The organism is Ligilactobacillus saerimneri DSM 16049 (assembly GCF_000423265.1).
GTDB classification, from domain to species: domain Bacteria; phylum Bacillota; class Bacilli; order Lactobacillales; family Lactobacillaceae; genus Ligilactobacillus; species Ligilactobacillus saerimneri.
In genome coordinates this window covers 20805-44235 of sequence record NZ_AUHQ01000005.1, presented here as the reverse complement: position 1 = coordinate 44235, position 23431 = coordinate 20805, and the positions used below count along the sequence as shown (strand labels likewise).

Below are 23431 nucleotides of genomic sequence, written 5' to 3'. Positions count from 1 at the left end.
TATAAAGTAAACGTTTTCTTAAAAACGCTTGCATTATTTTGTAGGAGTGCTAGGATAATAGTTGTAGTTTATGTAAACGTTTACCTAAAGTGAATGATTTTCCGATAAAAGGGAGTGTTAACATGGATGCAACACATACTAATCACCATATTCACCACGAGAGTCAGCCGCAAGTAACCCAAAAAGAACGGGTCGATCTTGACGCTAACTTGCCTGATCTGTCACGGCGGGTGATTTTTGCTATCACGTTTGGCTTTTTAGGGATTAACATGGGCTTTTCGCTCCAAAGTTCCCAAATGAGCCGAATTTTTCAATCAATCGGAGCTAACCCCAATACACTAGGTTTCTTCTTTATCTTCCCACCACTAATGGGGATGATTGTTCAACCGTTGATTGGTAAGTATTCTGATCGTACATGGAATCGTTTCGGACGGCGAATGCCATATCTGCTATTTGGGGCGCCAGTTGCTGCGTTAGTTTTACTGATGCTACCATTTACAGGTTCTTTAGGTTTTGGCTATGGTTCAGTGGCAGCGATGGTTTTTGCTGCCTTTGCAGTCTGCTTCATGGACTTATTTAATAATATCTGCATGCAACCATTTAGAATGATTGTTGGAGATATGGTAAATAATAAACAGAAGAATTTTGCCTGGTCATGGCAACAGATTTTCTTTAACGGTGGTGGTATTTTAGCATCGTTGCTACCATTTGTTTTTGCTTTGTTGGGCATGCACAATACTGCTAAGCGTGGGGTAGTACCAAATACGGTTATTTGGGCTTACGTTGTAGCAGCTGCCGTTTTGTTCATCACTAGTATGTGGACTGTTTTCAATGTTAAGGAATATGACCCTAAGACTTATGCTAAGTATCATGGAATCGATCCAGCAGCCAATACTCAGTCGGTTTCCTTATGGCATTTGTTAAAGACGGCGCCTAAGTCCTTCTATGAAATTTGCTTGGTTCAATTTTTTAGCTGGGTTGGGGTAATGTATGTTTGGACGTATACCACTGGGACGCTAGCTAAGAATGTTTGGGGAACTTCCAACCCAACCAGTGCAGGCTTCCAAGCAGCTGGTAATTGGTATGGTGTTTTAACAGCTATTTTGAGTATTGCTGGTATTTGCTGGGGGTTCTTGTATTCCAAATCTAAAGCTAACGCGCGGAAGCAATGGTATGCTCTGGGTCTAGGTTTGGGTAGCTTAGGTTTGATTCTCGTTTCATTTGCACATAATCAAATGCTAACTATTATTGCCTTTATTCTGTTTGGAATTGCCTATTTTACTATCCACACTATTCCCTTTACGTTGCTAACGTCATCTTTGAATGGTGAAAATGAAGGAGCATATATGGGTTTGTTCAACATTGGGATCTGTTTGCCACAAATTATCGCATCCCTGTTGAGTTTTGTAATCTTCCCAATGACTGGGAAGAGCCAGCCGATGATGATGTTAATTGCCGGGATCTCCCTAGCAATTGGTGCCTTGTGTGTTCACCATATTCACGAAGGTGTTGCCAAGAAATAATTAAATAGAACCTAAAAATGAAGCCTAAGACCGGAAGGTGCATAAAGCGCCTGGCAAGTCTTAGGCTTTTTTAGATGGTTGTTACACTGTCTCTTGCGGTTATTGCAACAGGAATGAATTGAGAGTCATTGGTTTGAATGAGGTTTTCAACACTTGTTTTGCCCATTAAATAAAAGTCTTGGGTAACACTGGTCATTTGTGGCACTGTGATATCACAGATAAAAGTACCGTCGATACTAATAATTGAAAGATCATCAGGAAGTTTCAATCCGGCTGCGTGGGCAACTTTAATCAATCCAGCTCCAACCAGATCGCTCGCAGCCACTATTGCCGTGAGGTGTAAGCGTTGGATCGTGGCAAATGCTGCTTGCGCACTGGCAAGACTATAATCCCCGTATTGAATCCAATGGGGTTCGATTACTTGGTTAGCACTAAGCATGGCTTTTTCATAACCAAGTAGACGCTGATGTCCAGTAGGAGAGTTGTCGATTCCTACCAATCCAATCCGCCGGTGGCCATGTTGGAGCAGGTATTGGGTGGCTACTTGACCAATTTCAATATTGTTGGAACTGATAAATTTACTGGAATCATTATGTTCGCCATAGATAGAAACAAAGCGGTAGGGGATGCCGGACTTATCTAAGAGTTGGAGCTGGTCATGACTCGCTTTAGCAGCAACAAGGAGAATTCCAGAAACCGAGCGTGCCAATGCGGAATTGATTGCTTGAGTGAGCATAGCGCTATCATTATCTCCTGCATAAAAAATAATTGAATTTCGATGGTGAGCTTGAATGCCGTCTTGGATTCCATCTAAAACGTCTTGCCAAAAGTGAGTTTTAGTATTGTTAAGAATGATAGCAATAGTTTTAATTTCATTAGCTGCTAACTCTGCAGCGGAAACATTACGGTGGTAGCCCATTTCCGCAGCGATTTGGCGCACCTTTTGAGCAGTTTCTTCGCGGTATGAGCCCTCTTTATTGGCTAGTACTCGGGAAACAGTAGCAGTCGAAACATTGGCCGCTCTAGCGACATCTTTAATGGTAACTCCCATTAGTGAACACGTCCTTTTTAGTGTCATTGCCTTAATTATACTGTATTTTCGAAGTTATGCGAAAGAGTTATTTAGTTGATATCAGGCTATTGTAAACGTTTACGTAAAGTGGTAAGGTAAAGGTGGTAAACGAATTACATTAAACTTCAAGTCCATAATAAGGGAGTTAATGACAATGAATAACCAGAAATTTGGTTATCAAGATGACAACCAGAAAATTACACTTGATTTCGCCACAGGCAAAGAAATAATTCTCAATATTATTACCCCAGAAATTATTGAGGTATTTGAGGATCATGGTTGTGCAACTAACTCATATGCAATTGAAGGAAATAAAAAACAACCGACAGACTACACAGTTACTGATTGCGGTGATCATATCGAAGTACAGACCACTGCGTTAATTGGTAAAGTATATCCTGATCGGAAGATCGATTTTTATGACGCACAAAATCATCCGTTGGTTTTGGATTACCGTGGTGAACGGCAAATGTTACCAACAGATATGGATGATGAGCACCGGAATACAGTTATGTCAGAGGGGCATGCTGTCCACGCTAAAGCCACTCCAGATAATGTTAACTTTGAAATCCTCAAATCGTTAGCAAAGGATGAAGTCTTTTATGGCTTGGGTGGAAAAACAGGCTTTTTGAATAAGCGGGGCTATGAATATGACAATTGGAATACGGATGTTCCAGTGTTACATAATGATAGTCAAACCCACCTATATAAGTCGATCCCAGTTGTATATGGGATGAAAAATGGTTATCCGTATGGTCTGTTTTTTGATGATACTTATAAGAGCCATTTTGATCTAGGCAAAGAGAGCGATAATTATTATTTCTACTCTGCAGTGGGAGGCAACGTTGACTACTATGTTTTAGGTGGGCAAACGCTACAAGCCGTCGTTGCTAACTACACTTACCTAACAGGGAGAACACCCCTTCCTCAAAAATGGATGCTAGGTTATCAACAGTCTCGTTGGGGATATAGTATCAGCGATACGCGAGTGGAAGATATTGCAGATAAGTTTGCAGAGTATGATCTTCCGTTAGATGTTATTCATCTGGATATTGACTATATGCGGGGCTACCGTGATTTTACCTGGGACACGACAAAGTTTACTGATCCGAAAGCCTTTGTCCAAAAGATGCGCGAACGGGGCATTCGTTTGATGCCAATCTTAGATGCTGGTGTCAAAGTGGATGATAAGTATGACATTTACAAGGAAGGTATGGCTAAAGGTTACTTTGTTACAAATCCAGATGGAAGCGTTTATATTGGGTCAGTTTGGCCTGGTGATTCTGTGTTCCCTGATTTTGGCAACCCAGATGTTAGAGCATGGTGGGCTAAGCATATTAAGTTCTTTGCTGATATGGGAGCTTGTGGGATTTGGAATGATATGGATGAACCAGCCAACTTTAGGGCTAAAGGGCAACTTCCAGATGATCTAGTTTTCCATAATGGACAGGAAAAGACAACCCATGCCAAGATGCACAATGTATTTGGTCATCTTCAATCGCAAGCAGCCTACGAAGGAATGAAAGCTGCCACGCAGCAGCGACCATACATCATTACCCGGGCAGCTTATGCTGGCACACAGAAGTATTCAACCGTTTGGACAGGCGATAATGCTGCGGTCTGGTCGCATTTACAGTTAGCGATTCCCCAACTAAATGGCTTAGGGATGAGTGGCTTTGCCTTTGCCGGAACAGATATTGGCGGATTCCAAGAAGATACAACCCCAGAATTGTTGACGCGGTGGGTTGAAGCTTCTGTTTTAGTACCATTGATGCGGAATCACTCAATTCTGGGATCACGGTATCAGGAACCATGGTCATTTGACCAGCAGACGTTAGACATTTATCGGAAGTACCTAAACTTGCGGTACCGGCTGATTCCTTACCTGTATGACCAATTCCACCAAGCTGAAACATCAGGCTTGCCAGTAATGCGGCCATTAGTGTTGAACTATCCTCAAGATCGGGAAACCTGGAACTTAAACGATCAATACCTGGTGGGCGACAATATTTTAGTAGCTCCGATTGTTAATCAAGGAGCTACCAAGCGAATGGTTTATCTTCCTGCTGGTGAATGGGTCGATTTCTGGAACAATACGGAATATGCGGGACAGCGGTATGTTATGGTTGATGCTCCACTGGATACTCTTCCTTTGTTTGTCCGGAAAGATACGATCATCCCGTGGGGAAATAAGGTAATGCACGTCAGTGATGAACCAGAAAAGATGATGACATTCAAGGTATACGGTAACCAGGGTACGTATTGCCACTATCAAGACAATGGGCAGGACTTCAAGTATCAGCAAGGTGAATTCAATGAATATGTTATCAATGTAGCTAACGATCAAATTGAGGTCCGGTTACAGAAGCATGACTTCAAGCCGGTGTACCAGCATATTGTGGTTGAAACAGCTACTAAGCATGCAGAATTCACGTTCGATAGTGAATCTGACCAGTATCGACAAGTAGAAACTAACTAAAAAAGAAGCTGCGAGAAATATCCTCGCAGCTTTTTTAGCTAAAGCAGTGTATTAATGGAATGGTGTCATCTGCAACTCAATGTGTGACTTAGATGGGTCAATTGAATAAGTAATCCCCTGGTTGCCCCGAATAGTCATTGGCATATCGGTTGCGCAAATTACCAGGCCCAGTTGATGGCCTTCTAATAGGTGGTAATAGGCTGGCTGCAGGGACAGGTCAACTTGATAAAATGAACCAGGCTCAACAGGATCGGCCTGCCAGAGGTTGGTCCTGTTTTGAAGGTTGATATGCCCACGACTGATCAGCTTAAACGAACTAGGTTGCTTTGCCAAAGTAAATTCATGCAACTGGTTGTTTTGCCAATGATAGCCATAAGGAATAGAGAAGCCCCGCAGTGGGGTAGGGTCCGCTTTAAGTCGCCGGGCAGTCCCGTAATCAACCAGCATACAGCTAATTAAACCAATATCCTGGTCAGAAGCGACACGTAAACTGACTTGAGGTAGGCCTTGCAGGTATTGATCATGTTGGAGCGGTTTGGTCAGAAAGACAAGGCGCTGACTGGTTAGCTTAGTTGTCTTTAGGGTAAGCAGGTCATTTTCCCATTGGTCAAGATTATGAGTATAAAAGTCAAAATCTACTGGATCCAATTGATCAGTGAATGATGCTACTGGAACTTGAAGTTGACGTTGCGTCCTAAGCTGTTTTTCTCCTAGGTAGAGGGTTTGGTTAGGTTTTCCGCCCCAATCAGAAAAGGTATGCCAGGTAGCAGGTTGGCTATTGTCCTGAACCAAGACGTCCGGGAGAAGTTGCGGCGCCCCATTGTCGATGCCGTAGAGCTCATGGGAGAGCCACAGGTTCATCATGTCAGAAAAATCAAGTGACTGGAAGTTGTTGATATAAATATGTTGGCCCTGGTGGAGGATCAACTTACGGTTGCCCGATAGTGGCGCCAGTTTGTGCCAGAGATTGTAGGCATGGACGGGCTTGACATTTTGATCATTGAGGCCATGAACGATGAGAACATCAGCAGTAATATGAGCAGTATCTTTGAGATAGTTGCGTGCATCCCAAAAGGCATTGTAAGATCCAGTTGTCCGGTCTTGGCCAGCGGTTATCGCCGCCAGTTGCTCATGGAAACATTTCTTGATGTGAAGGTAATCGTTAGCTGCTTTTTGACGACTAAAGCATTCTTCGGCCAAAACATCGGCATCTTCACCAGGAAAGCCTCCAGGAGCAACAACTAGTCCGCCTTCACGATAATAGTCATACCAGTTAGAAATAGCGGCCTCAGAGATTACTGTTTTGAGACCGTCAACTCCGGTAGTAGCAGCAGCAGTTGCCAGGGTGCCGAGATAAGATTTGCCGGTCATAGCCACATTGCCAGTGGTCCACCAAGCGGTAATAGCGGTTGATCCCGTTCTATCGGTATAGGCGGGGCGGTTGCCGTTAAGCCATTCAATTACGGCCACTACCGCGGCTGTTTCGGCTGGATCACCAGTAGTTCTTACCCCATCAGAGTCCTTGGTCCCAATTCCGGCAGAATAGACGGCCGCGAAGCCCCGAGCAAGGAAATATTCATTCAACTTGACGCTTGGCTCAGTAGAAAAAGTTTCCGTGGCCGCTGTGACCGTATCGGTAGGAACCGTCTTTTGGGGTGTAGGCACTGTTGGTGCTTGATAAGCAATATCTGTGTAAGTTAGCGCTTGGACAGGCTTTTTGGTCAATGGCACGTTGACATCGTGCATCATCCGGTCCCCAGCTGCATCATTTGTTCCCTGGTTATACGGACTGGCAGTGAATACGACTGGGACCTGGATTCCTTGATTAGTTGCCTGTGGGCGAATGATGATAGTCTTTAAGCGGTCTGCGCGACCATCATGATCGGTATCTAAGTCTGATTCAACGTAGACAACTTCGCGGACAAGATTATCGGTAGCAAAAACGGGCTGGGCTTTACCATTGAAAAACAGCGGTTGTGGCAGGTTATCCAATTGATGGAAGTAGCCTGCTGCTGCCAGGTGATCGAGGTAAACATATCCGCCCTTAGTAAAGGTGTTGAGTAAGTTATACCATGCAGTGACGACATCACTGGTAGTAGTTAGTGGAGAATGATAGGGAAGGTGAAATCGGTTCATGGCAGGGAAAGGATCACCAATAGTAAAGTCTTCCCCATGTTCAAAGCCTAAAAGCTGGAGGGCAACAGTGTAGAAAGCAGTCGCATCAACTGCATGCCGGTTAACAAACTCAGGGACAGAAGTGGTAGGAGTAGCCAAATATTCTGCCACAGCCGCATTCTTCCCAGCTGGCGTCAAGGCCTGAACCTGGGTTTGCTGGAGCAGGTGCAACCACAGAGTCGTGGGGTTAGTCGCTGTGACCGTGAAGTCGGCCGGAAGGAAGCGTAATTGCTTGAGCTCTGATATTTGGGTTGCGAGATCAGGAGTATGGAATGCAAATTGATTAAATTTCATTGAGAAAATCCCTCCTAAATAATAATGATTTTTCTCAAGTTTACCACGCTTTAAGGGGGAAGCCCAAAATAACGCGAAAAAAATTCGTCAAAAATGTTGACGAAAATGAGAATTAAGTTATAATGTTTCCATAATCAATAATAAATTACTCAAAAGAAACGTTATGAACAGTAGAGTAGGAATCGGATATAGCTACAGAGAGCTCCTGGGTGGTGTGAAGGAGTGGTTGAAAGTTCTGAAGATGGACTGGGAATGGTGTTGACGATATTTAGTCAACAACGGGTTTGCACACGTTACTAGTGCAAGGTATTTCCTCAGGAGACGTCCTGGGGAGAAACCTAGAGAGGCTGGGCTCTGTGAGGGGCTCGGTGAAGTAAGGTGGCACCACGAGCAATCGTCCTTTATCAAGATAGTTGATAAAGGGCGATTTTTTTTGGGATAATTTAATTGGTTAGGAAAAAGATATCAGCAAGGATACAAGGGAGGAAATGAATTATGAGAAGAAGAAAGAATTTAATTATTTGGTTAGTCGTACTGGTAGCTATTATCGGAGGAGGAATTTTCTCACTTGTCCATAAACGGACCCAACAAAACAAAACAGTTACGGTTGGGGTAGTGGGGATCTCTAACCAGGATGAAAAGATTTGGGATCAAGTAAAGAAAACAGCCAAGGATAAGTATGGGGTAACCGTTCAGTTGAAGGATTTTACTGACTATAACCAACCCAACAAAGCTCTTCAAAATGGCGATATTGATTTAAACAACTTCCAACACACAGCATTCTTAAATGCTTGGAACAAGGCCAACAAAGGTGACCTGGTAAGCATTGGGAGTACGGTCATTGCCCCAATTCGGCTCTACTCAGAAAAGTACCACAAACTCAATGAGTTGCCACAAGGAGCTACTATTGCAGTTCCTAACGATGCCTCCAATGAAAGTCGGGCCCTTTATGTTTTGAAAAATGCAGGTTTGATCACTTTTAAGAAGGGAACAGGTAAATTAGCAACGATTGCTGATATTGACAAGAACCCTAAAGAACTTAAGATCAAGGAATTAGGGGCAGAACAAACTGCTCGTTCGCTGAAGGATGTGGATGCTGCGGTTGTTAACAACACATATGCAATTCCGGCTAAGTTAGGGGATAAGCAAACAATCTACGTTGAACCTTTGAACAAGGACTCTGAACAATGGATCAATGTCTTTGCTGCTAACAAGAAGGATAAGAACAACCAAGCATATAAAGATGTGGTAAAGTCTTACCAAACTAAGGAAGTTAAGCGCCTGTTGCACAAGTACTATGGTAATAAAGAAGTCACTGCATGGGATATTAAGTTGAAATAAGGAGGACCATATGGCAGACATCATTAAACTAGAAAATATTGAAGTGTCCTTCCAACAAAAAGGACGGACGGTCACTGCAGTTAAAAATGTCAACTTGAATGTTGAACAGGGGGATATTTTCGGAATTGTAGGTTATTCTGGGGCCGGAAAGTCAACGTTGGTGCGTACCATCAATCTTTTGCAAAAGCCAACAGCTGGAAAAATCACAGTTGCGGGGACAACGCTTTTTGCGGATCACAAGCAGCAGGTTACCCCCAAAGAGTTACAGGCTAAGCGGCGGAATATTGGGATGATCTTCCAACATTTCAATCTCTTGAATGAAACCACTGTGGCTGATAATGTGATGTTTGCTTTGCGCCATAGTCCCCTTTCAGATCAGGAGATCGAAACCAAAGCACTCAAGTTGTTGGATTTAGTAGGATTAAAGGACAAAGCTAACTTCTATCCAGTCCAGTTATCTGGGGGGGAACAACAGCGGGTGGCGATTGCCCGGGCGTTGGCTAATGATCCGGAAATCTTGATCTCTGATGAAGCTACTTCGGCTTTGGATCCACGCAATACCAACCAGATTTTGGACTTATTAAAGGATCTCAACCAAAAATTAGGCTTAACGATTGTCTTGATTACTCACGAAATGGATGCGGTCAAGCGCGTGGCTAACAAGATTGCAGTTATGCAACATGGAGAAATTATTGAACAAGGAAGTCTGCGGGATGTTTACTTGCGTCCCAAAGCAGAACTCAGTCGCCAGTTTGTGGGAGGGTCTTTAGCAGCGATTGAAACTCTTAAAGCCTTCAACTTGGGTAAACTGGGGACAGACCAGGGACTATTCCAAGTCGTCTTTTCCGCGGCTAACTTAACAAAGTCGATCATTTTGGACCTATACCGCGAGTTAGGCTTGGATGTGTCAATGCTTTACGGGAACATTGAGGTTTTAGGCAACGAACCAGTTGGAACAATGTTTATTCTAGTTAAAGGAAACGATGACCAGCTGGCTAGTGTTCCCGCCTTCTTAGGAGACAAAGATGTTGAAGTGACACGGATTGATGAACGGGGGATTTGGAATGACTAACTTTTTGAATGAATATTTGCCAAATGTAGTCAATTTAGGCTGGTCTGGCGATAGTGGCTGGGGAACAGCCATCGTCCAAACCCTCTACATGACTTTTTGGCCGGCTATTTTTGGTGGTTTGCTAGGGGTGGTCTTTGGGATTGCTCTGGTCGTAGCTAAACCGGATGGAATTTTACCTAATAAATTCTGGTTCGGTTTTTGTGACAAGGTAGTCTCCCTTTTTCGGGCCGTACCATTTATTATTCTGCTGGCGGTAATTGCTCCGTTTACGCAATTGATTGTCGGAACTCAGATTGGGACGACGGCAGCGATTGTTCCACTATCTCTGGGTGTCTTTCCTTTTTACGCCCGTCAAGTACAAGTGGCCTTGGAAAGTGTAGATAGTGGTAAGGTTGAAGCTGCCCAAGCTTTAGGGGCCACCAATACAGATATTATTGTGGATGTTTATCTGCGGGAAGCTCGGGCTGAATTGATCCGGGTTTCAACGGTAACCCTGATCAGTTTAGTCGGGTTAACGGCGATGGCAGGGGCAATCGGTGCCGGTGGTTTAGGTAATACAGCTATTGCTTATGGCTATAACCGCTTTAACAATGACATTACCATTGTTGCAACGCTGCTAGTTTTATTATTAGTGTTAATAATCCAGTTAGTTGGCGATGGTTTAGCCAAGAAGTTTAATCATCAAGCACGTTAATATAAGAAAAGAGATGTCTGATCATGGATAAGGCAAGTAAAATCAAGGTCTTGCGCGATTTATTGCAAATTGATACAGCTAATGGGAACGAATTAGCAGTTGCAACGTACTTACAGCGCCTGTTGCAACAATATGGACTAGCAGCCAAGGTTTTGGAATTTGCCTCCAACCGTGCCAACCTAGTTCTTGATATCGGAACGGGGGACCCAGTTTTAGGGATTACCGGACACATGGACACGGTGGCTTTAGGGGATACTGACCAGTGGACTTATTCCCCACTAGCGGCCCATGTCCAGGGGGACCGGATCTACGGACGCGGGGCTGCTGATATGAAAAGTGGGCTTGCTGCTCAGGTGTTAGCCCTCATTGAACTTGTCAGTGCAGGAAAATTACCCGGGCATGTACGGTGGTTAGCTACTGCTGGTGAAGAATATGGAACGCCGGGGGCCAACCGGTTGGAAAAAGCGGGCCTAGCCCGCGACCTAGCTGCACTAGTAGTCGGTGAACCAACGAGTGGGAATATTGTGTACGCACATGCGGGAAGTTTTAACTACCGGGTTGTCAGCCAGGGAAAAGCTGTTCATTCGTCCGAACCCAGTCAGGGTAAGAATGCCCTAGCAGCGCTAGTGGATTTTTGTGTTGCCGAACGAACTCTCTTTGCCGATGTGCCGGCGGATCCTTACCTCGGTGAGGTAAAGCATAGTGTCACGATTATGCATGGCGGAGACCAGGTCAATACGATTCCCGATCATGCTGAACTTTACGGGAATATTCGTGCCACTAAAGTCTTTGGCAATGAGTTAGTTAGTCAGAGATTGCAGAAACTGGTAACTCAAATCAATGCGCAAGGGCAGGCTCAACTGACCCTCGAAGTGCTCCACGATTGGCGACCGGTCGGAACGGATCCTGAGTCATCTTTGGTGCAGTTAGCATTAGCAAGCAGTCAGGCCGCATATGCAGCCTATCCAGATCATGCTGAACCAATGTTGACAACGATCAACGGGGCGACGGATGCATCGGTATTTGTTAAATCCAATCCTGACTTGCCTGTGGTACTGCTCGGACCAGATGATTGGAATATCGCCCATCAAGTTGATGAATATACTTCGATCAGTAGCTATTTAGCAACGATTGAGGCCTATAAGAAACTGATTGTTGGCTATTTTAATTAGCTATTAAATGTAACTGGAAAATAAAAGTCGAGGCTGGTGAGAAAACATTGTTTTCTTCCAGTTTCGGCTTTTTAGTAACAACCCTAGTAAAATAACACTAGATATTTTTAACTTGTTTTAACTTTTTGTAGAAAATTCTTCACAAATTCATCACAAATACTGCGTATGATAAAGACAATCAGTTAATAGCAATTAACTGACTCCCCTAAATTGAAAATTTTGTTCTTTTTCTCCCTAAATCCTAACGATGAACAAAAAAGTTTTCATAATTATAACCCTAACATTGGAGCGTGTTCATAGTAAATGGACCGCTCCTTTTTTATTCTTCACGTTATTGGTGTGTTATTAGTGAACAAAAATAAGGCTAGGAAAAAAATAGAATTTTCTTCCCGCCTTATAAAATTAGTCAACTTTATTTAACTTGCTGTGCCTAATGCCATAACTTAGGTAAATTACTGCTCCGATGATAAACCATACCAAGGATGCCAACAATGTTTCCGCTGGTAATTGGGTCATCAAGGCTAGACACATAATAACCGAAATAAGCGGTAAGACGGGATAGAAAGGAACTTTAAATCCCGTATTCTTAATATCAGGACGCTTACGCAGCCGGATAACACCATAGGATACAAAAGTAAAGGCTAGTAAGGTACCAATGTTGACCAAGCTAGTGATCTGATCCAAAGAAACTACCCCGCCAAAGAAAGCGATAATGATTGTTACAATGATCAAACTATTGGTAGGGACTTTAGTCTTAGGATTGATCTTTCCTAACGCTTCCGGGAACAACCCATCGCGACCGATAGAATAGATCAGGCGGGTGGAACTAAACATGGTGGAAATCATGCTAGTTGCCATCCCTGCCAAAGCCCCCACTGAGAGGATAGCAGCGACCCAGTCCTGGTGAACCAGCTGTAAGGCATAAGCCACTGGGTTGCTGACGTCTAGCTGTTTGTAATAAACTATTCCCGTGAGGACCACGGATACTGCAATATAAAGAATCGTGGTAATGACCAACGTGCCAATGATTCCCCGAGGCATATTTTTTTGGGGATCTTTGACGTCGGCGGCTGAAGCAGCCACAACGTCAAAACCAAGGTAAGCAAAGAAGACCAATGAGGAACCCTTGATAACCCCACTGAAGCCATATGGCATAAATGGGTGCAGGTTTTTGCCCTTAATAAAAAAGGCACCCACCACTACGAAGATCAAGATGATGATCACTTTGACGATTACCATGATGTCATTGACCCGTACTGAAGTCCGCGAACCATGAGCGAGCAAGAGTGCAACGATTAAAACAGAGGCGACGGCAGTGATATTAATATATGTACCGTGAGCCGGATCAAACGGTCCACTCAAAGCTTGGGGCATATGCAAGCCCAGGGCACTGATAAATGAGTTAAAATATGAAGCCCACCCTGTTGAAACAGCAGCTACGGCGAGCATGTACTCTAAGATCAAGGCCCATCCTAAAAACCAACCGATACTTTCGCCATACAGCACGTTACCGAAGGAATAGGCGCTCCCTGCGACGGGTAAAGCAGAGGACAACTCAGCATAGCACATCGCAGACAGGGAACAAACTAAAGCAGCGATAACAAATGAAAGACTGATGGCCGGGCCACTGTGCAGTGCAGCCACTGTCCCAGGCAAAATGAAGATTCCAGTCCCGATTACCACGCCGACCCCTAAGGAAATTAGGTCACGTGCGTTAAGTGTTTTAGTAAAACCCTTATCAGAAGCCAAGTAGCGGGAAAGATCTTCTTTTTGGAAAAGACGTTCTTTCAGCCCCATAAATTCACCTCCATAATATAGATATATTAAAAATAACAAGATGAGAATAAGATGTCAAAATTAATTTAGATCCCATTTTTATGCTAAAGGGATTTAGCTAGTAAGTAGGGCGGAGCTTGTATAAAATATGCTAAGAAATGAGAATAAAATTCGCCTCACGGAGGCGGGAATGCTAAACTAGAGAAGAAAATTCATCATCGAAGTGGGGGTGGAGCAGATGATTGATGAAGCGTTGGGTATTTTGCGGCGTAACAACTACAAGGTGACTAAGCAACGACAAAGTATACTGGAATATCTGAGTAATTTTCAGCATCATTTTATTGAAGTGACACAGGTAGATGCTTATTTGCGGCAGCTCTACCCAGGAGTTAGTCACAACACGATTTATCGAAATATCGAAGATTTTACCCGGATGGGAATTCTGGAAGCAATCAACCGGCCGACGGGGAAATGTGTGAAGTACCAATGCGATTTTCAGAACCATCACCACCACTTCATTTGTAAGAAGTGTGGGCGGGTGCAAGAGATAGCTGTTTGTCCGTTCGATGAACAGGTTAAACAACAACTGGCCGGGTGTACAATTGAAAGTCATGTTTTTGAAATCTATGGCATTTGTGCCCAGTGTAATGCAAGGCTAAAAAAAGAAACGGAGCGATCATAAAATGGCATACCGAGTACCACCACTGTTAACACCATTTGCGATTTTGTCAGCGGTGCTTGCCTTAGGAGCAACAAACGTTGCGGTCAACAAGGTGACTCATACATCAGAAGGACGCCAGATAACCCAAGTGTCCTCGAGTGTGAGTGAATCTATCCCAAGAGCAGACAGCAGTGATCAGAGCAGTAAAAAGGATAGTAGTTCGGAAGACAAAGATAAAAAACAAGATAGTTCTAGCGCAGATTCGAGTTCTGCTGCGACAAGTTCGGCGACAACGACGTATTCGCCGGATACTAATCAGGAAAATACCGGACAAAATAGTAACCAGACGGCAGATAGCTCGACTACAACGAAAAATGACACGACTACTGATAAGTCTAGTTCTAGTGCTGCTACGAATAGTAATGCTACTAATACGCAAAATCAAAACACAACAACGCAAGGCGGTGGGACCACTACCCAGAATGGTGGACAATAATTATAGAAAGGAGGATCACCGATGTTTAGTCTTTTAAGTATGATCAATGGCTGGATTGGCTACATTAACATGAATGCCAAAATAAAGAACCGTGTTTATACTGTGCTCGGCGGGCTGGGGAACTTCTATCTTCTCTATGTTGCTTACCGCTTTTATGCTAACGGTTTTGCGGGACGAGGCACATTGTTCATCTTAGCATTTTTGATTTTATTATATTTTACCTATTTAAATGTCATGTATTTCTTTACGGATCAGCCGGCGAAATTTGACATTAGTCCAGTGATTATGCAGTGGTTGCATATCACGCCCAAGGATCCAGAGGAAGAAGCACGGAAAAAAGTAGCGCGGGCCCGCGCCTTTTACCAGCAGCATGGTTATGTGCAGACGAATGGGATTTTTAAAGATGAAAATTTACTTCCTGCTACGCTAGCATTCTCACCCAAGCAGGAGGCCAATATCCAACAATTGGTGCAACAATTAGCAAAGATTCAATATCTGAATCTTGACTACGGAGGCCGAACTGATGATGATATTTATCAGGAGCTCAAAACAAAGAATCAAGGACAAGTTTATGCGTTAGCTGATCCGGTGGCTTTGCCATATTTCAACTTGAAAAACACTGGTGACCGGCTTGAGGTATACGGCGGTCTGAACCAAATGGAAAGTCAGTCTTTAGCAACGATTACTGAAATCGGCCTTATGCCAGCCACCCAAGCTTTGACCAAGTACCGCCTATCAATCGCAACGGCGGTTGTGGCAGGTGGACCATTTAAGCGCGGGGGCCGGTCCTCAGTGATGGAAGAACACCAACCATTTACTCTCAAAGTCCAACTAGCATATCAAGAAAAAACAGCCGTAGCTACCGCTCCAATAGCTCCGCCATCGTCCCAACCTGAGCCATCAAAAACCAATTCTAGCTCCGACCAACCTTTGCGACGGACCCAACATACTGATGCAGAGTGGAAAGACTCTTCGGATCAACCAAATAGTCTCGAACATTATAGTCGGACGGAACGGTATCACCGTTAATCGAATAATGAGAAAACAACTCACGATTAGTTCAGGATGAAAATCACTCATCCTGAACTTTTTTGTTATGCTAAGGGATAGCGCTAAGGTTATCCATAGCCGCGGTCTTTATTTACTAATGTCTCACAGATAACATGGGAAATAGTCGCAAGTCTAATATCTAAACTGCGAACGAAGGGGTGCTAACCATCGTCCTAGCTTAACCTAACGCCTGGCTGCAAAAATCAGCTCCCACCCACTTCTTAATGGTCAAAGACGCGAATAATTTCTTGTGGTAGGGGATTCGGCTTGATAATTCTGGTCAGATGAATTATTATTGAATTATTAATTTTATCATTTTTATTTAATCATACGTTAAGAAAAAGCGGTGAGTGACCTTGAGGAGGACAAGTAGATGGAAATGGTGGTAAATCCCAAACTCAACCGGTCAGAGCTAATCACGTTTTTTGATAGTGCAGGTTGGGATAAAGAAAACATTGAGAACTTGCGGAAGGGTTTGAAGAAGTCCCATGTTATTGCTGCCTTTGAAGAAGGCAAGCTAGTAGGACTTGTCCGGGCTATCAGTGACTATGCAACTACGGCCTATATTCAAGACCTACTAGTTTTACCTGAATATGAAGATTCACAGCTTGGGGCCGATTTGATTCGTCACTCGGTGCGGTATTTTGATTCGTTGAATCATATTGCAGTCCTCTCAGCCCGTGCTGACGACAAAACCGATCGCTTCTTCCGTTATTTAGGGTTTGATAAAGAGCAAGATATTGGCTATGGAGCTTACGTTTTAAGATAATGAAGATGACAAAAGAGGTTGGAAAGATAAAATTTTTCCAACCTCTTTTCGTTTACTATTAAGTTAGTCGATAATATGTTTGCGTTCTGCCCGCCGGTAGAAAATCCATGCGAGTACGCCAAAGAGAACAGGCCCAAAGGCAGTCCAAAAAGCAGTAGCGTAATCACCATCCAGAATTGGTTGCACACAAGTGAAGACGATTCCGACGGCAATAACTAACCAAACTATGATTGAAATGATCCATGTCCAAGTTTGGTTTTTGAAAAAGACAAACGGGCGATCGAGATCCTTTTTCATCTTAAAGAATGGGAAAGCCCCAATCAAGAAAAGATATGGTGCCGAGGATGAAACATTCATCATGTCGGTCAAAATGGTGTAGAACTGGTTAGCAGCATCGCCCCCAAAGGAGATGAAGAGGATGATTACTGATACCAGAGCTGCTTGACACCACATGGCAAAGGCCGGCATGCCGACATCATTGAGGGCAGTTAAGCGGCTAGGCAAAAGGCGGGAGTCGCTTCCTTCGATGAAAGATTTGATTGGGGAATAACACATAACAAAGGCAGCTCCCAAGCCCCCGAAAACATCACTCAGCGCAGTGATCTGGGAGAAAATCTTACCTAAGATGACAGCCCCGCTGGAACTTAGACCGAGCGCTTTACCGAGGGTTAACCCCATGTTGTTGATGAGGACATACTCAACATTAGCCAAGTTAACATGGGCTTTGCCTAACACTGTATTCCAGTTAGCAGCGACCCCACATAAGAAGATGGTCAAAATGTAGAGGAAGGTCATCATTAACATTGCAATGATCAGGGCCTTAGGGAAAGTTTTTTCAGGTTTATGAACAGAGTCAATCACCCCGGCCATTGTTTCTAAACCACCATAAGCAAACAATGCGTACACAATGAAAGACAAGATGGCGATTGGGGAAACAAACATCGGGTTAGGTGACTTGATCAAGTTAGTCGCTGTCATTGGTTCCGCTAAGTGACCGTGATTTAGTACCCACAGTAATAAGCTTGCCATGATAAAGATCACAGAAATTCCTAGGGTAATAACGCCCCCGACAGATGCAATCCGAGAAATCTTGTCGATCCCACGGGAAGCAACGAAAGTAACTATAATAAGGAAGATAACTTCTAGAATCCCCAGTGTTTTGTTGGCTGACATCCCTAGGAGGTGCCAACTTTGGGTAGTATCATGTCCGGTCAACATGGTTGATACTGAAACGAGGAAGAACTGCGTAGAAGAAACGAGCCAGACAATCCATGCGGATAACCAGATGAAAGTCCCGATGAAGGCCGGCTTTTTACCAATAGAACCTTCTAGCCAGGAGTAAATCCCACCTTTAGCCGCCTTGAAGGAGGCACCGTATTCAGCAAACATCAGAGCTGAAGGGACGAAGAACAAAATTGCAGTCAAAACGTACCAAATGATACTTGCATAACCCATCTGGTAGAAAGCAGTCATTGAGTTGCTAAACCCAAAAATTGATGAAAAAATCATCAAGACCAAACCGCTAAGGGTGATCTGCTTAATAGTTTTCTTGGACATAAAAATACTTCTTTCTACATAATGTATAGTTTTTTAAAATTAGTAATAATTATACACCTAAATTTATAAATGAGAGCCTTGCTTACAGGATGTTAATTAAACCCTAATTATCTACAAATGCAACGTTATTGGGGATATAATAACAATGAAAGCTATTACTTGTTATGCAAATGAGGCGATATTTATGAGTGAAAAAGATACTGTTACCGATGTAAAATTAATAAATTCTGTGCTCGACCAGTGCCGGACGTTGCGGTTAGGGTTGCGTGATGGGCAACGGGTATATGTAGTTCCTGTGCACTATGGCTACCAGGAAGAAAATGGGCATTACACACTGTATTTCCACGGACGGCCCAAAGGACGGCGGTATGAACTGTTAAAAGCAACCCACTATGCAGGGTTTGAAATTGACGACGATGATATTTTTGAACCGGGGCAAGATAACATGGCCTGTACCTACTCGGCGAGTTACAGGAGTGTGATCGGCGAAGGAAAAGTGACATTGGTGATGGATCCGCAAGAAAAACAAGCGGCATTTGGGCCGTTAATGCAGCACTATACCGGACAAACCGAATTTAAATATGATCCAAAGTCATTGGCATATGTGCAAGTTTACCGGTTGGATGTAACAGAAATGTCGTGTCGGATCCACCAAGCTGAATAAGTAATTGCAGGAATCGGGAATAGCACCTAAAAAATGAGGCTGAGAAATTTTTCAGTCTCATTTTTTAAGTGATGTAAGGTTCATGCAAAAGATGATTAATTTAAAAAGCGAACGAATAGAAAAAAGTACTTTTGGCAGAGGACACACGATATATAGTGAAATATGTGCAGAAAGGGCATTTAGAAAAACAGAGTTAATAGGAATGGGGAAGCTTGCACCTATATTTAAATATTGTCGTGTCAGTTCGGAAAAAGAGATCTAAAAGAAAATTTACTCGCAGTAAAAATAAAAAATTCCCAGCGGCTGTTCAGCAACGAACAGTTAACTGGGAATTGATAAGTTATTGGACATAATCTTGGAGTTGGGCCGCTAGTTGGGGACTGACCTCTGCTGTAATTTGGGTGCCAGTTGCGAGGTAATCGGTTTTGATGATTTGAGCTTCTTCATTGAGCTGTTGGACCAGCTGTCCTTCAGCAAAGGGAATGAGGAAGGTTAGTGTTTGGTAGCCAGTGAAAATCTTTTGGCGGATAACATCAGCGAGAACTTGCAGTGATTGCGAATCCCGAGCACTATAAGTAATTGCGTCACCAGTAACTAGAGGATACCGTGTATTGGCTAAGTTGGCTTTATTATATGCATAAATCATCGGAATATCATCAATCCCAATAGAAGCGAGTGTTTCTTCGGTCGTAGCGATCATTTCGCGGGCATGTGGATCGGAGGCATCGATGACTTGAACGAGCAAGTCGGCATTACGTGCTTCAGCTAGGGTTGATTCAAAAGCAGCCACGAGGTTATGGGGCAGCTTGCTGACGAACCCGACCGTATCGCTGAGGAGAAATTCTTTATTATCTGCAAAGTGAACTTTACGAACTGACGTATCCAGGGTTGCAAAGAGCATATTTTTGACAAAGACTTGCTTGTCTTCCTCCTGTCCGGTAAGTTGCAAAAGACCATTCATGGTAGTTGATTTGCCGGCATTGGTATACCCCACCAGGGCCACCTGGGGCAAACCAGAAGCCCGACGCTGCTTACTTTGGGTTACCTGGTCTTTTTGCACATCTTTGAGTTTTTTACGCAGCTGGGAGATCTGTTTTTCAATTACCCGCCGGTTTAATTCTAATTTAGTTTCCCCAGCTCCCCGGTTGGTAAAGCCTCCGCCGGCATTGCCGGCTGTCTGCTGGTCGAGTTTTTCCGCTGCACTTGTACGTAAGCGGGGAAGTTGGTATTGGAGTTTAGCAATTTCGACTTGGAGCTTGGCCTCTTTGGTCCGTGCCCGTGAAGCAAAGATATCTAGGATCAGGGCTGTGCGATCAATCACGGTGAGCCCAGTATCTTGTTCAAGATTCCGAATTTGGGTTGGCGAGAGTTCATCGTTAACGATCAGAGCGTCGGCGGCATGCACCTGGCCAGCCTGGAAAATTTCAGTTACTTTGCCCGTACCAAAGTAAGTAGCCGCAACTGGTCGCTCGAGCTTTTGGTGAACAGAGGCCACCACTTCGAGGTTGTCGGCTTCAGCAAGAGCTTGGAGCTCTTCCATAGTATAAGTAAAGTTTTCTGTTTGGTTTTCAATTCCACCAATTATGACGGCTGTCATAATATCACCCCTTTATCCTCTTAATTATAGCAAATGCATCAAATGATAAATATGCTCATAATTTCTTAATTTTAACGAAAAATAACGGCAAATAATGCGCAAATCATTACCGAATTAACTCCACTAATTAGTTGAAAAAAGAATCTTTTTAAGAACTACAATGCGTTTTAGCAGCAAAGAAAGCGGTTGTAAACAAACTTTCGCGCCCAATATGAGAAAGTTTTCTTGATTTTAATTTATTTATAATATATACTTTACTCAAGTTGCTAGGGATTTATTATTTCGTTGTTACATAGCTTAGCTTTTTTAGAAATGGGGTATAATTATGAAACTCAAAAAAGTTGCAGCTGCCGGGTCAGTTGTTTTCCTTTCAGCTTTAGCCCTGGCTGCCTGTGGTAATAAATCTGCTGATTCTTCCAAACAGGTTTTTAACTTTAGTGAAACTGGTGAATTACCGGGGATGGATTTGTCCAAAGCGACAGATACTATTTCCTTCACTAACTTAGCCAACACTATGGAAGGTCTTTATCGGATTGGTAAGGATAGTAAGATCGAACCTGGGGTAGCTAAGAAGACTGAAGTTTCTAATGGTGGGAAGACATATACTTTCTATCTGCGGAAATCCAAATGGTCTAACGGTGATCCTGTAACTGCTAAGGACTTCGTATATTCCTGGCGCAGAACACTTGATCCAAAGACTGCTTCTCAATATTCTTACCTCTTTGATGGTGTTCAAAACGCTAATGACATCATTGAAGGTAAGAAAGCTCCAGATACTTTGGGGATCAAGGCAGAAGGCGACTACAAGTTAGTTGTTAACTTGGAAAAGCCAATTCCTTACTTCAAGTTATTGATGGGCTTCCCTGTATTCTTCCCACAAAACCAAAAGGCCGTTGACAAGTTCGGTTCCAAGTATGCGACAGCTTCTGACAAGTTGTACTACAACGGGCCATTTAAGATGACAGGCTGGACTGGTTCTAACCTTTCTTGGAAGTTACAAAAGAACAATTCTTACTGGGATAAGAAGAACGTTCACCTAGACTCAGTTAACTACCAAGTTAACAAATCTGGTAACACACGTTACAATAAGTACAAGCAAGGATCAGTTGACTATATCACATTGGAAACAGATCAAGCTAAGAACTTGAAGAACAACGCGGATTACCACTTGATGAAGGAATCAACATTGGCTTACCTCGAATTCAATGAACAAGCTTCTAACCCAACAGTTAAGAAGGCCTTGTCGAACAAGAAGATTCGGCAAGCATTGTCCATGGCAATCAACCGTGACCAATATGTGAAGACTTCTGCCTTCGGTTCACAAGCAGCTCCTGGGATCGTGCCAGACGGCTTAGCAGTTCGCAACGGTAAAGACTTCAACAGTAACATCAAAGGTACTGGTGTAACTTCAGATGCTAAGGAAGCTAAGAAGTTATGGAAGGAAGGCTTAGCTGAAATCGGTGAAAAGAAGTTAACCTTGAACTTACTGGGTGACGATAATGATGCAGCTAAGAAGTCTGGGGACTTCATGCAAAGTAACTGGGAAACTACTCTTCCTGGTTTGAAGGTTAACGTGCAAAACGTACCATTCAAGACTCGTTTAGCACGGTCATCATCTGGTGACTTCGATGTAGTTCTGACCCTTTGGGGCGATGACTTCGCTGATCCAATCTCAACATTAGACCTCTTCACTTCTGACAACAGCCAAAACGATGGTAAGTGGAAGAATTCTGAATATGATAGCTTGATCAAGGCTTCTAAGACAACTGATGCCAACGATCCTGCAAAGCGTTGGGATGACTTGCAAAAGGCACAAAAGATCTTACTGGAAGACCAAGCAGTGGCTCCTATCTACCAAAGAAGAACACCATACTTGGTAAAGAGTAAGGTTAAGGGCCTGATCATCAACTCTGTTGGTGTCACATACAACTTCAAGAATGTCCAAATCAAGTAGCTAAAATTATGATCTAAATCTCAAGGCGGGGGCAACGAAATAACGTTACCCCTTGCTTTGTAATTATGAAGATAAAAACTTGGCCTGTGATTTGACCACTCTTTTATCTCACTCATAGCGAGTCTTATAAATAGAATGCGAGGTTAAAACAATGCGTAAATACCTACTCAAAAGAGTATTTTACATGATTTTGACGCTGTTCTTAGTGGCAACAATCACGTTCTTCTTAATGAAACTGATGCCCGGGACACCGTTCACAAATCAGCAAAAAATGTCAGCAGCGCAGATTGCAGTTGTGAATAAGCAATACGGTCTAGACAAGCCAATTTGGCAGCAATATCTGTCCTACATGCTCAATGCTGCTCATGGTGACTTTGGGACTTCTTTCCAATTCAGTAACCAATCAGTTTCGTACTTGATTTCTAGCCGGATTGGCGCTTCCGCCCAATTGGGTATCCAAGCGATTATCTTCGGGGTAGTGTTAGGAATTATTGTTGGTTCATTTGCAGCCATCAACCGTAATACTTGGATTGATACTTTATGTACAGTGCTTTCAATCATTGGTAAGTCAGTACCAAACTTCGTGTTGGCCGTGCTTTTACAGTACTATATTGCCTTGAAGCTAAACTGGCTACCAGTTGCCGGATGGAATGGCTTTAACTACACCATTTTACCGACGATTGCCCTTGGGGTAGGACCACTGGCTGAAACAGCCCGGTTCGTCCGGACGGGGATGGTGGACGTTTTGAACTCTGACTATATCGAATTAGCCCGGGCTAAGGGGATGAGTCGGTTCGGTATTGTTTACCACCACGCACTGCGGAACAGTTTGACTCCGCTGGTAACCCTGATTGGGCCATACACAGTTGCCTTGATGACTGGTTCAATGGTTATCGAAAACATCTTCTCAATCCCTGGGATCGGGGAACAATTCGTTAAGTCGATCACTACCAACGACTACCCAACTATCATGGGGGTAACGATGTTATTCTCAGCTGGGTTAGTGTTAGTGATCCTGTTGACGGATATTGTTTACGGCTTCATCGATCCACGGATTAGACTTGCAGGAAATGAGGGATAAAGAT

General features: G+C 43.5%; 18 protein-coding genes and 1 other annotated feature. Of the genes, 13 read left to right on the top strand and 5 right to left on the bottom strand.

Going from position 1 to position 23431, the window contains the following annotated elements:
- Positions 1-122: 122 nt before the first annotated feature.
- Complete coding sequence (locus G541_RS0102885) at positions 123-1523, top strand: SLC45 family MFS transporter (protein WP_051174540.1); 1401 nt, start codon at positions 123-125, stop codon at positions 1521-1523.
- Positions 1524-1593: 70 nt separating this feature from the next.
- On the opposite strand, the gene G541_RS0102880 is transcribed toward G541_RS0102885, so the two are convergent.
- Positions 1594-2574 (bottom strand): LacI family DNA-binding transcriptional regulator, encoded by a 981-nt coding sequence (locus tag G541_RS0102880; RefSeq protein ID WP_027826444.1) that lies wholly within the window; start codon positions 2572-2574, stop codon positions 1594-1596.
- A 175-nt stretch (positions 2575-2749) separates the two neighbouring features.
- Here G541_RS0102880 and G541_RS0102875 point away from each other — a divergent pair, with 175 nt between their 5' ends.
- Positions 2750-5074, top strand: coding sequence for a glycoside hydrolase family 31 protein (locus G541_RS0102875; RefSeq protein ID WP_027826443.1), 2325 nt, complete (start codon positions 2750-2752; stop codon positions 5072-5074).
- A gap of 51 nt (positions 5075-5125) precedes the next feature.
- On the opposite strand, the gene G541_RS0102870 is transcribed toward G541_RS0102875, so the two are convergent.
- A complete protein-coding gene (locus G541_RS0102870; protein WP_027826442.1) occupies positions 5126-7543 on the bottom strand; it encodes a Xaa-Pro dipeptidyl-peptidase in 2418 nt (805 codons plus the stop codon).
- A gap of 154 nt (positions 7544-7697) precedes the next feature.
- Positions 7698-7948 (top strand) — a binding site (T-box leader).
- 90 nt (positions 7949-8038) lie between these two features.
- On the opposite strand from G541_RS0102870, the gene G541_RS0102865 reads away from it, so the two are divergent.
- From G541_RS0102865 to G541_RS0102850, 4 genes are read left to right on the top strand one after another with little or no spacing between them, the layout of a single operon-like run.
- Entirely contained in the window at positions 8039-8884 is an 846-nt protein-coding gene (locus G541_RS0102865) for a MetQ/NlpA family ABC transporter substrate-binding protein (RefSeq protein WP_009551195.1), read from the top strand.
- 10 nt (positions 8885-8894) lie between these two features.
- On the top strand, positions 8895-9956 hold the full coding sequence (locus G541_RS0102860; protein WP_027826441.1) for a methionine ABC transporter ATP-binding protein: 1062 nt from the start codon (positions 8895-8897) through the stop codon (positions 9954-9956).
- The gene (locus G541_RS0102855) at positions 9949-10650 is read left to right on the top strand and encodes a methionine ABC transporter permease (RefSeq protein WP_009551191.1); all 702 of its coding nucleotides are present in this window, start codon (positions 9949-9951) and stop codon (positions 10648-10650) included. Before G541_RS0102860 ends, G541_RS0102855 begins: the two co-directional genes overlap by 8 nt.
- A 23-nt stretch (positions 10651-10673) precedes the next feature.
- A complete protein-coding gene (locus G541_RS0102850; protein ID WP_027826440.1) occupies positions 10674-11822 on the top strand; it encodes an ArgE/DapE family deacylase in 1149 nt (382 codons plus the stop codon).
- Positions 11823-12224: 402 nt separating this feature from the next.
- Here G541_RS0102850 and G541_RS0102845 read toward each other — a convergent pair whose 3' ends face one another.
- A complete protein-coding gene (locus tag G541_RS0102845; RefSeq protein ID WP_027826439.1) occupies positions 12225-13619 on the bottom strand; it encodes an APC family permease in 1395 nt (464 codons plus the stop codon).
- Positions 13620-13836: 217 nt separating this feature from the next.
- Between G541_RS0102845 and G541_RS0102840 the strand changes: the two genes are divergently transcribed.
- The 4 genes from G541_RS0102840 (at position 13837) to G541_RS0102825 (ending at position 16574) form a co-directional block, all read left to right on the top strand.
- Entirely contained in the window at positions 13837-14280 is a 444-nt protein-coding gene (locus tag G541_RS0102840; RefSeq protein WP_027826438.1) for a Fur family transcriptional regulator, read from the top strand.
- A 1-nt stretch (position 14281) separates the two neighbouring features.
- The gene (locus tag G541_RS0102835; RefSeq protein ID WP_027826437.1) at positions 14282-14755 is read left to right on the top strand and encodes a hypothetical protein; all 474 of its coding nucleotides are present in this window, start codon (positions 14282-14284) and stop codon (positions 14753-14755) included.
- Between the two features lie 21 nt (positions 14756-14776).
- Positions 14777-15784, top strand: coding sequence for a DUF6681 family protein (locus G541_RS0102830; protein WP_027826436.1), 1008 nt, complete (start codon positions 14777-14779; stop codon positions 15782-15784).
- A gap of 394 nt (positions 15785-16178) precedes the next feature.
- Positions 16179-16574 (top strand): GNAT family N-acetyltransferase, encoded by a 396-nt coding sequence (locus G541_RS0102825; RefSeq protein WP_009551178.1) that lies wholly within the window; start codon positions 16179-16181, stop codon positions 16572-16574.
- Positions 16575-16637: 63 nt separating this feature from the next.
- Here the strand turns inward: G541_RS0102825 and yjeM are convergent, their stop codons facing one another.
- Positions 16638-18131, bottom strand: a complete 1494-nt coding sequence (yjeM, locus tag G541_RS0102820) for a glutamate/gamma-aminobutyrate family transporter YjeM (RefSeq protein ID WP_009551176.1) — start codon at positions 18129-18131, stop codon at positions 16638-16640.
- A 184-nt stretch (positions 18132-18315) separates the two neighbouring features.
- On the opposite strand from yjeM, the gene G541_RS0102815 reads away from it, so the two are divergent.
- On the top strand, positions 18316-18795 hold the full coding sequence (locus G541_RS0102815) for a pyridoxamine 5'-phosphate oxidase family protein (protein ID WP_027826435.1): 480 nt from the start codon (positions 18316-18318) through the stop codon (positions 18793-18795).
- 340 nt (positions 18796-19135) lie between these two features.
- Here the strand turns inward: G541_RS0102815 and hflX are convergent, their stop codons facing one another.
- On the bottom strand, positions 19136-20392 hold the full coding sequence (gene hflX, locus G541_RS0102810; protein ID WP_027826434.1) for a GTPase HflX: 1257 nt from the start codon (positions 20390-20392) through the stop codon (positions 19136-19138).
- 325 nt (positions 20393-20717) lie between these two features.
- Between hflX and G541_RS0102805 the strand changes: the two genes are divergently transcribed.
- Both G541_RS0102805 and opp3b read left to right on the top strand, forming a co-directional pair.
- Positions 20718-22346, top strand: a complete 1629-nt coding sequence (locus tag G541_RS0102805) for a peptide ABC transporter substrate-binding protein (RefSeq protein WP_027826433.1) — start codon at positions 20718-20720, stop codon at positions 22344-22346.
- Positions 22347-22497: 151 nt separating this feature from the next.
- Positions 22498-23427 carry an oligopeptide ABC transporter permease gene (opp3b, locus tag G541_RS0102800; RefSeq protein ID WP_027826432.1) on the top strand — a complete coding sequence of 310 codons (930 nt, stop codon included), beginning with the start codon at positions 22498-22500 and terminating at the stop codon, positions 23425-23427.
- Positions 23428-23431 lie beyond the last annotated feature (4 nt).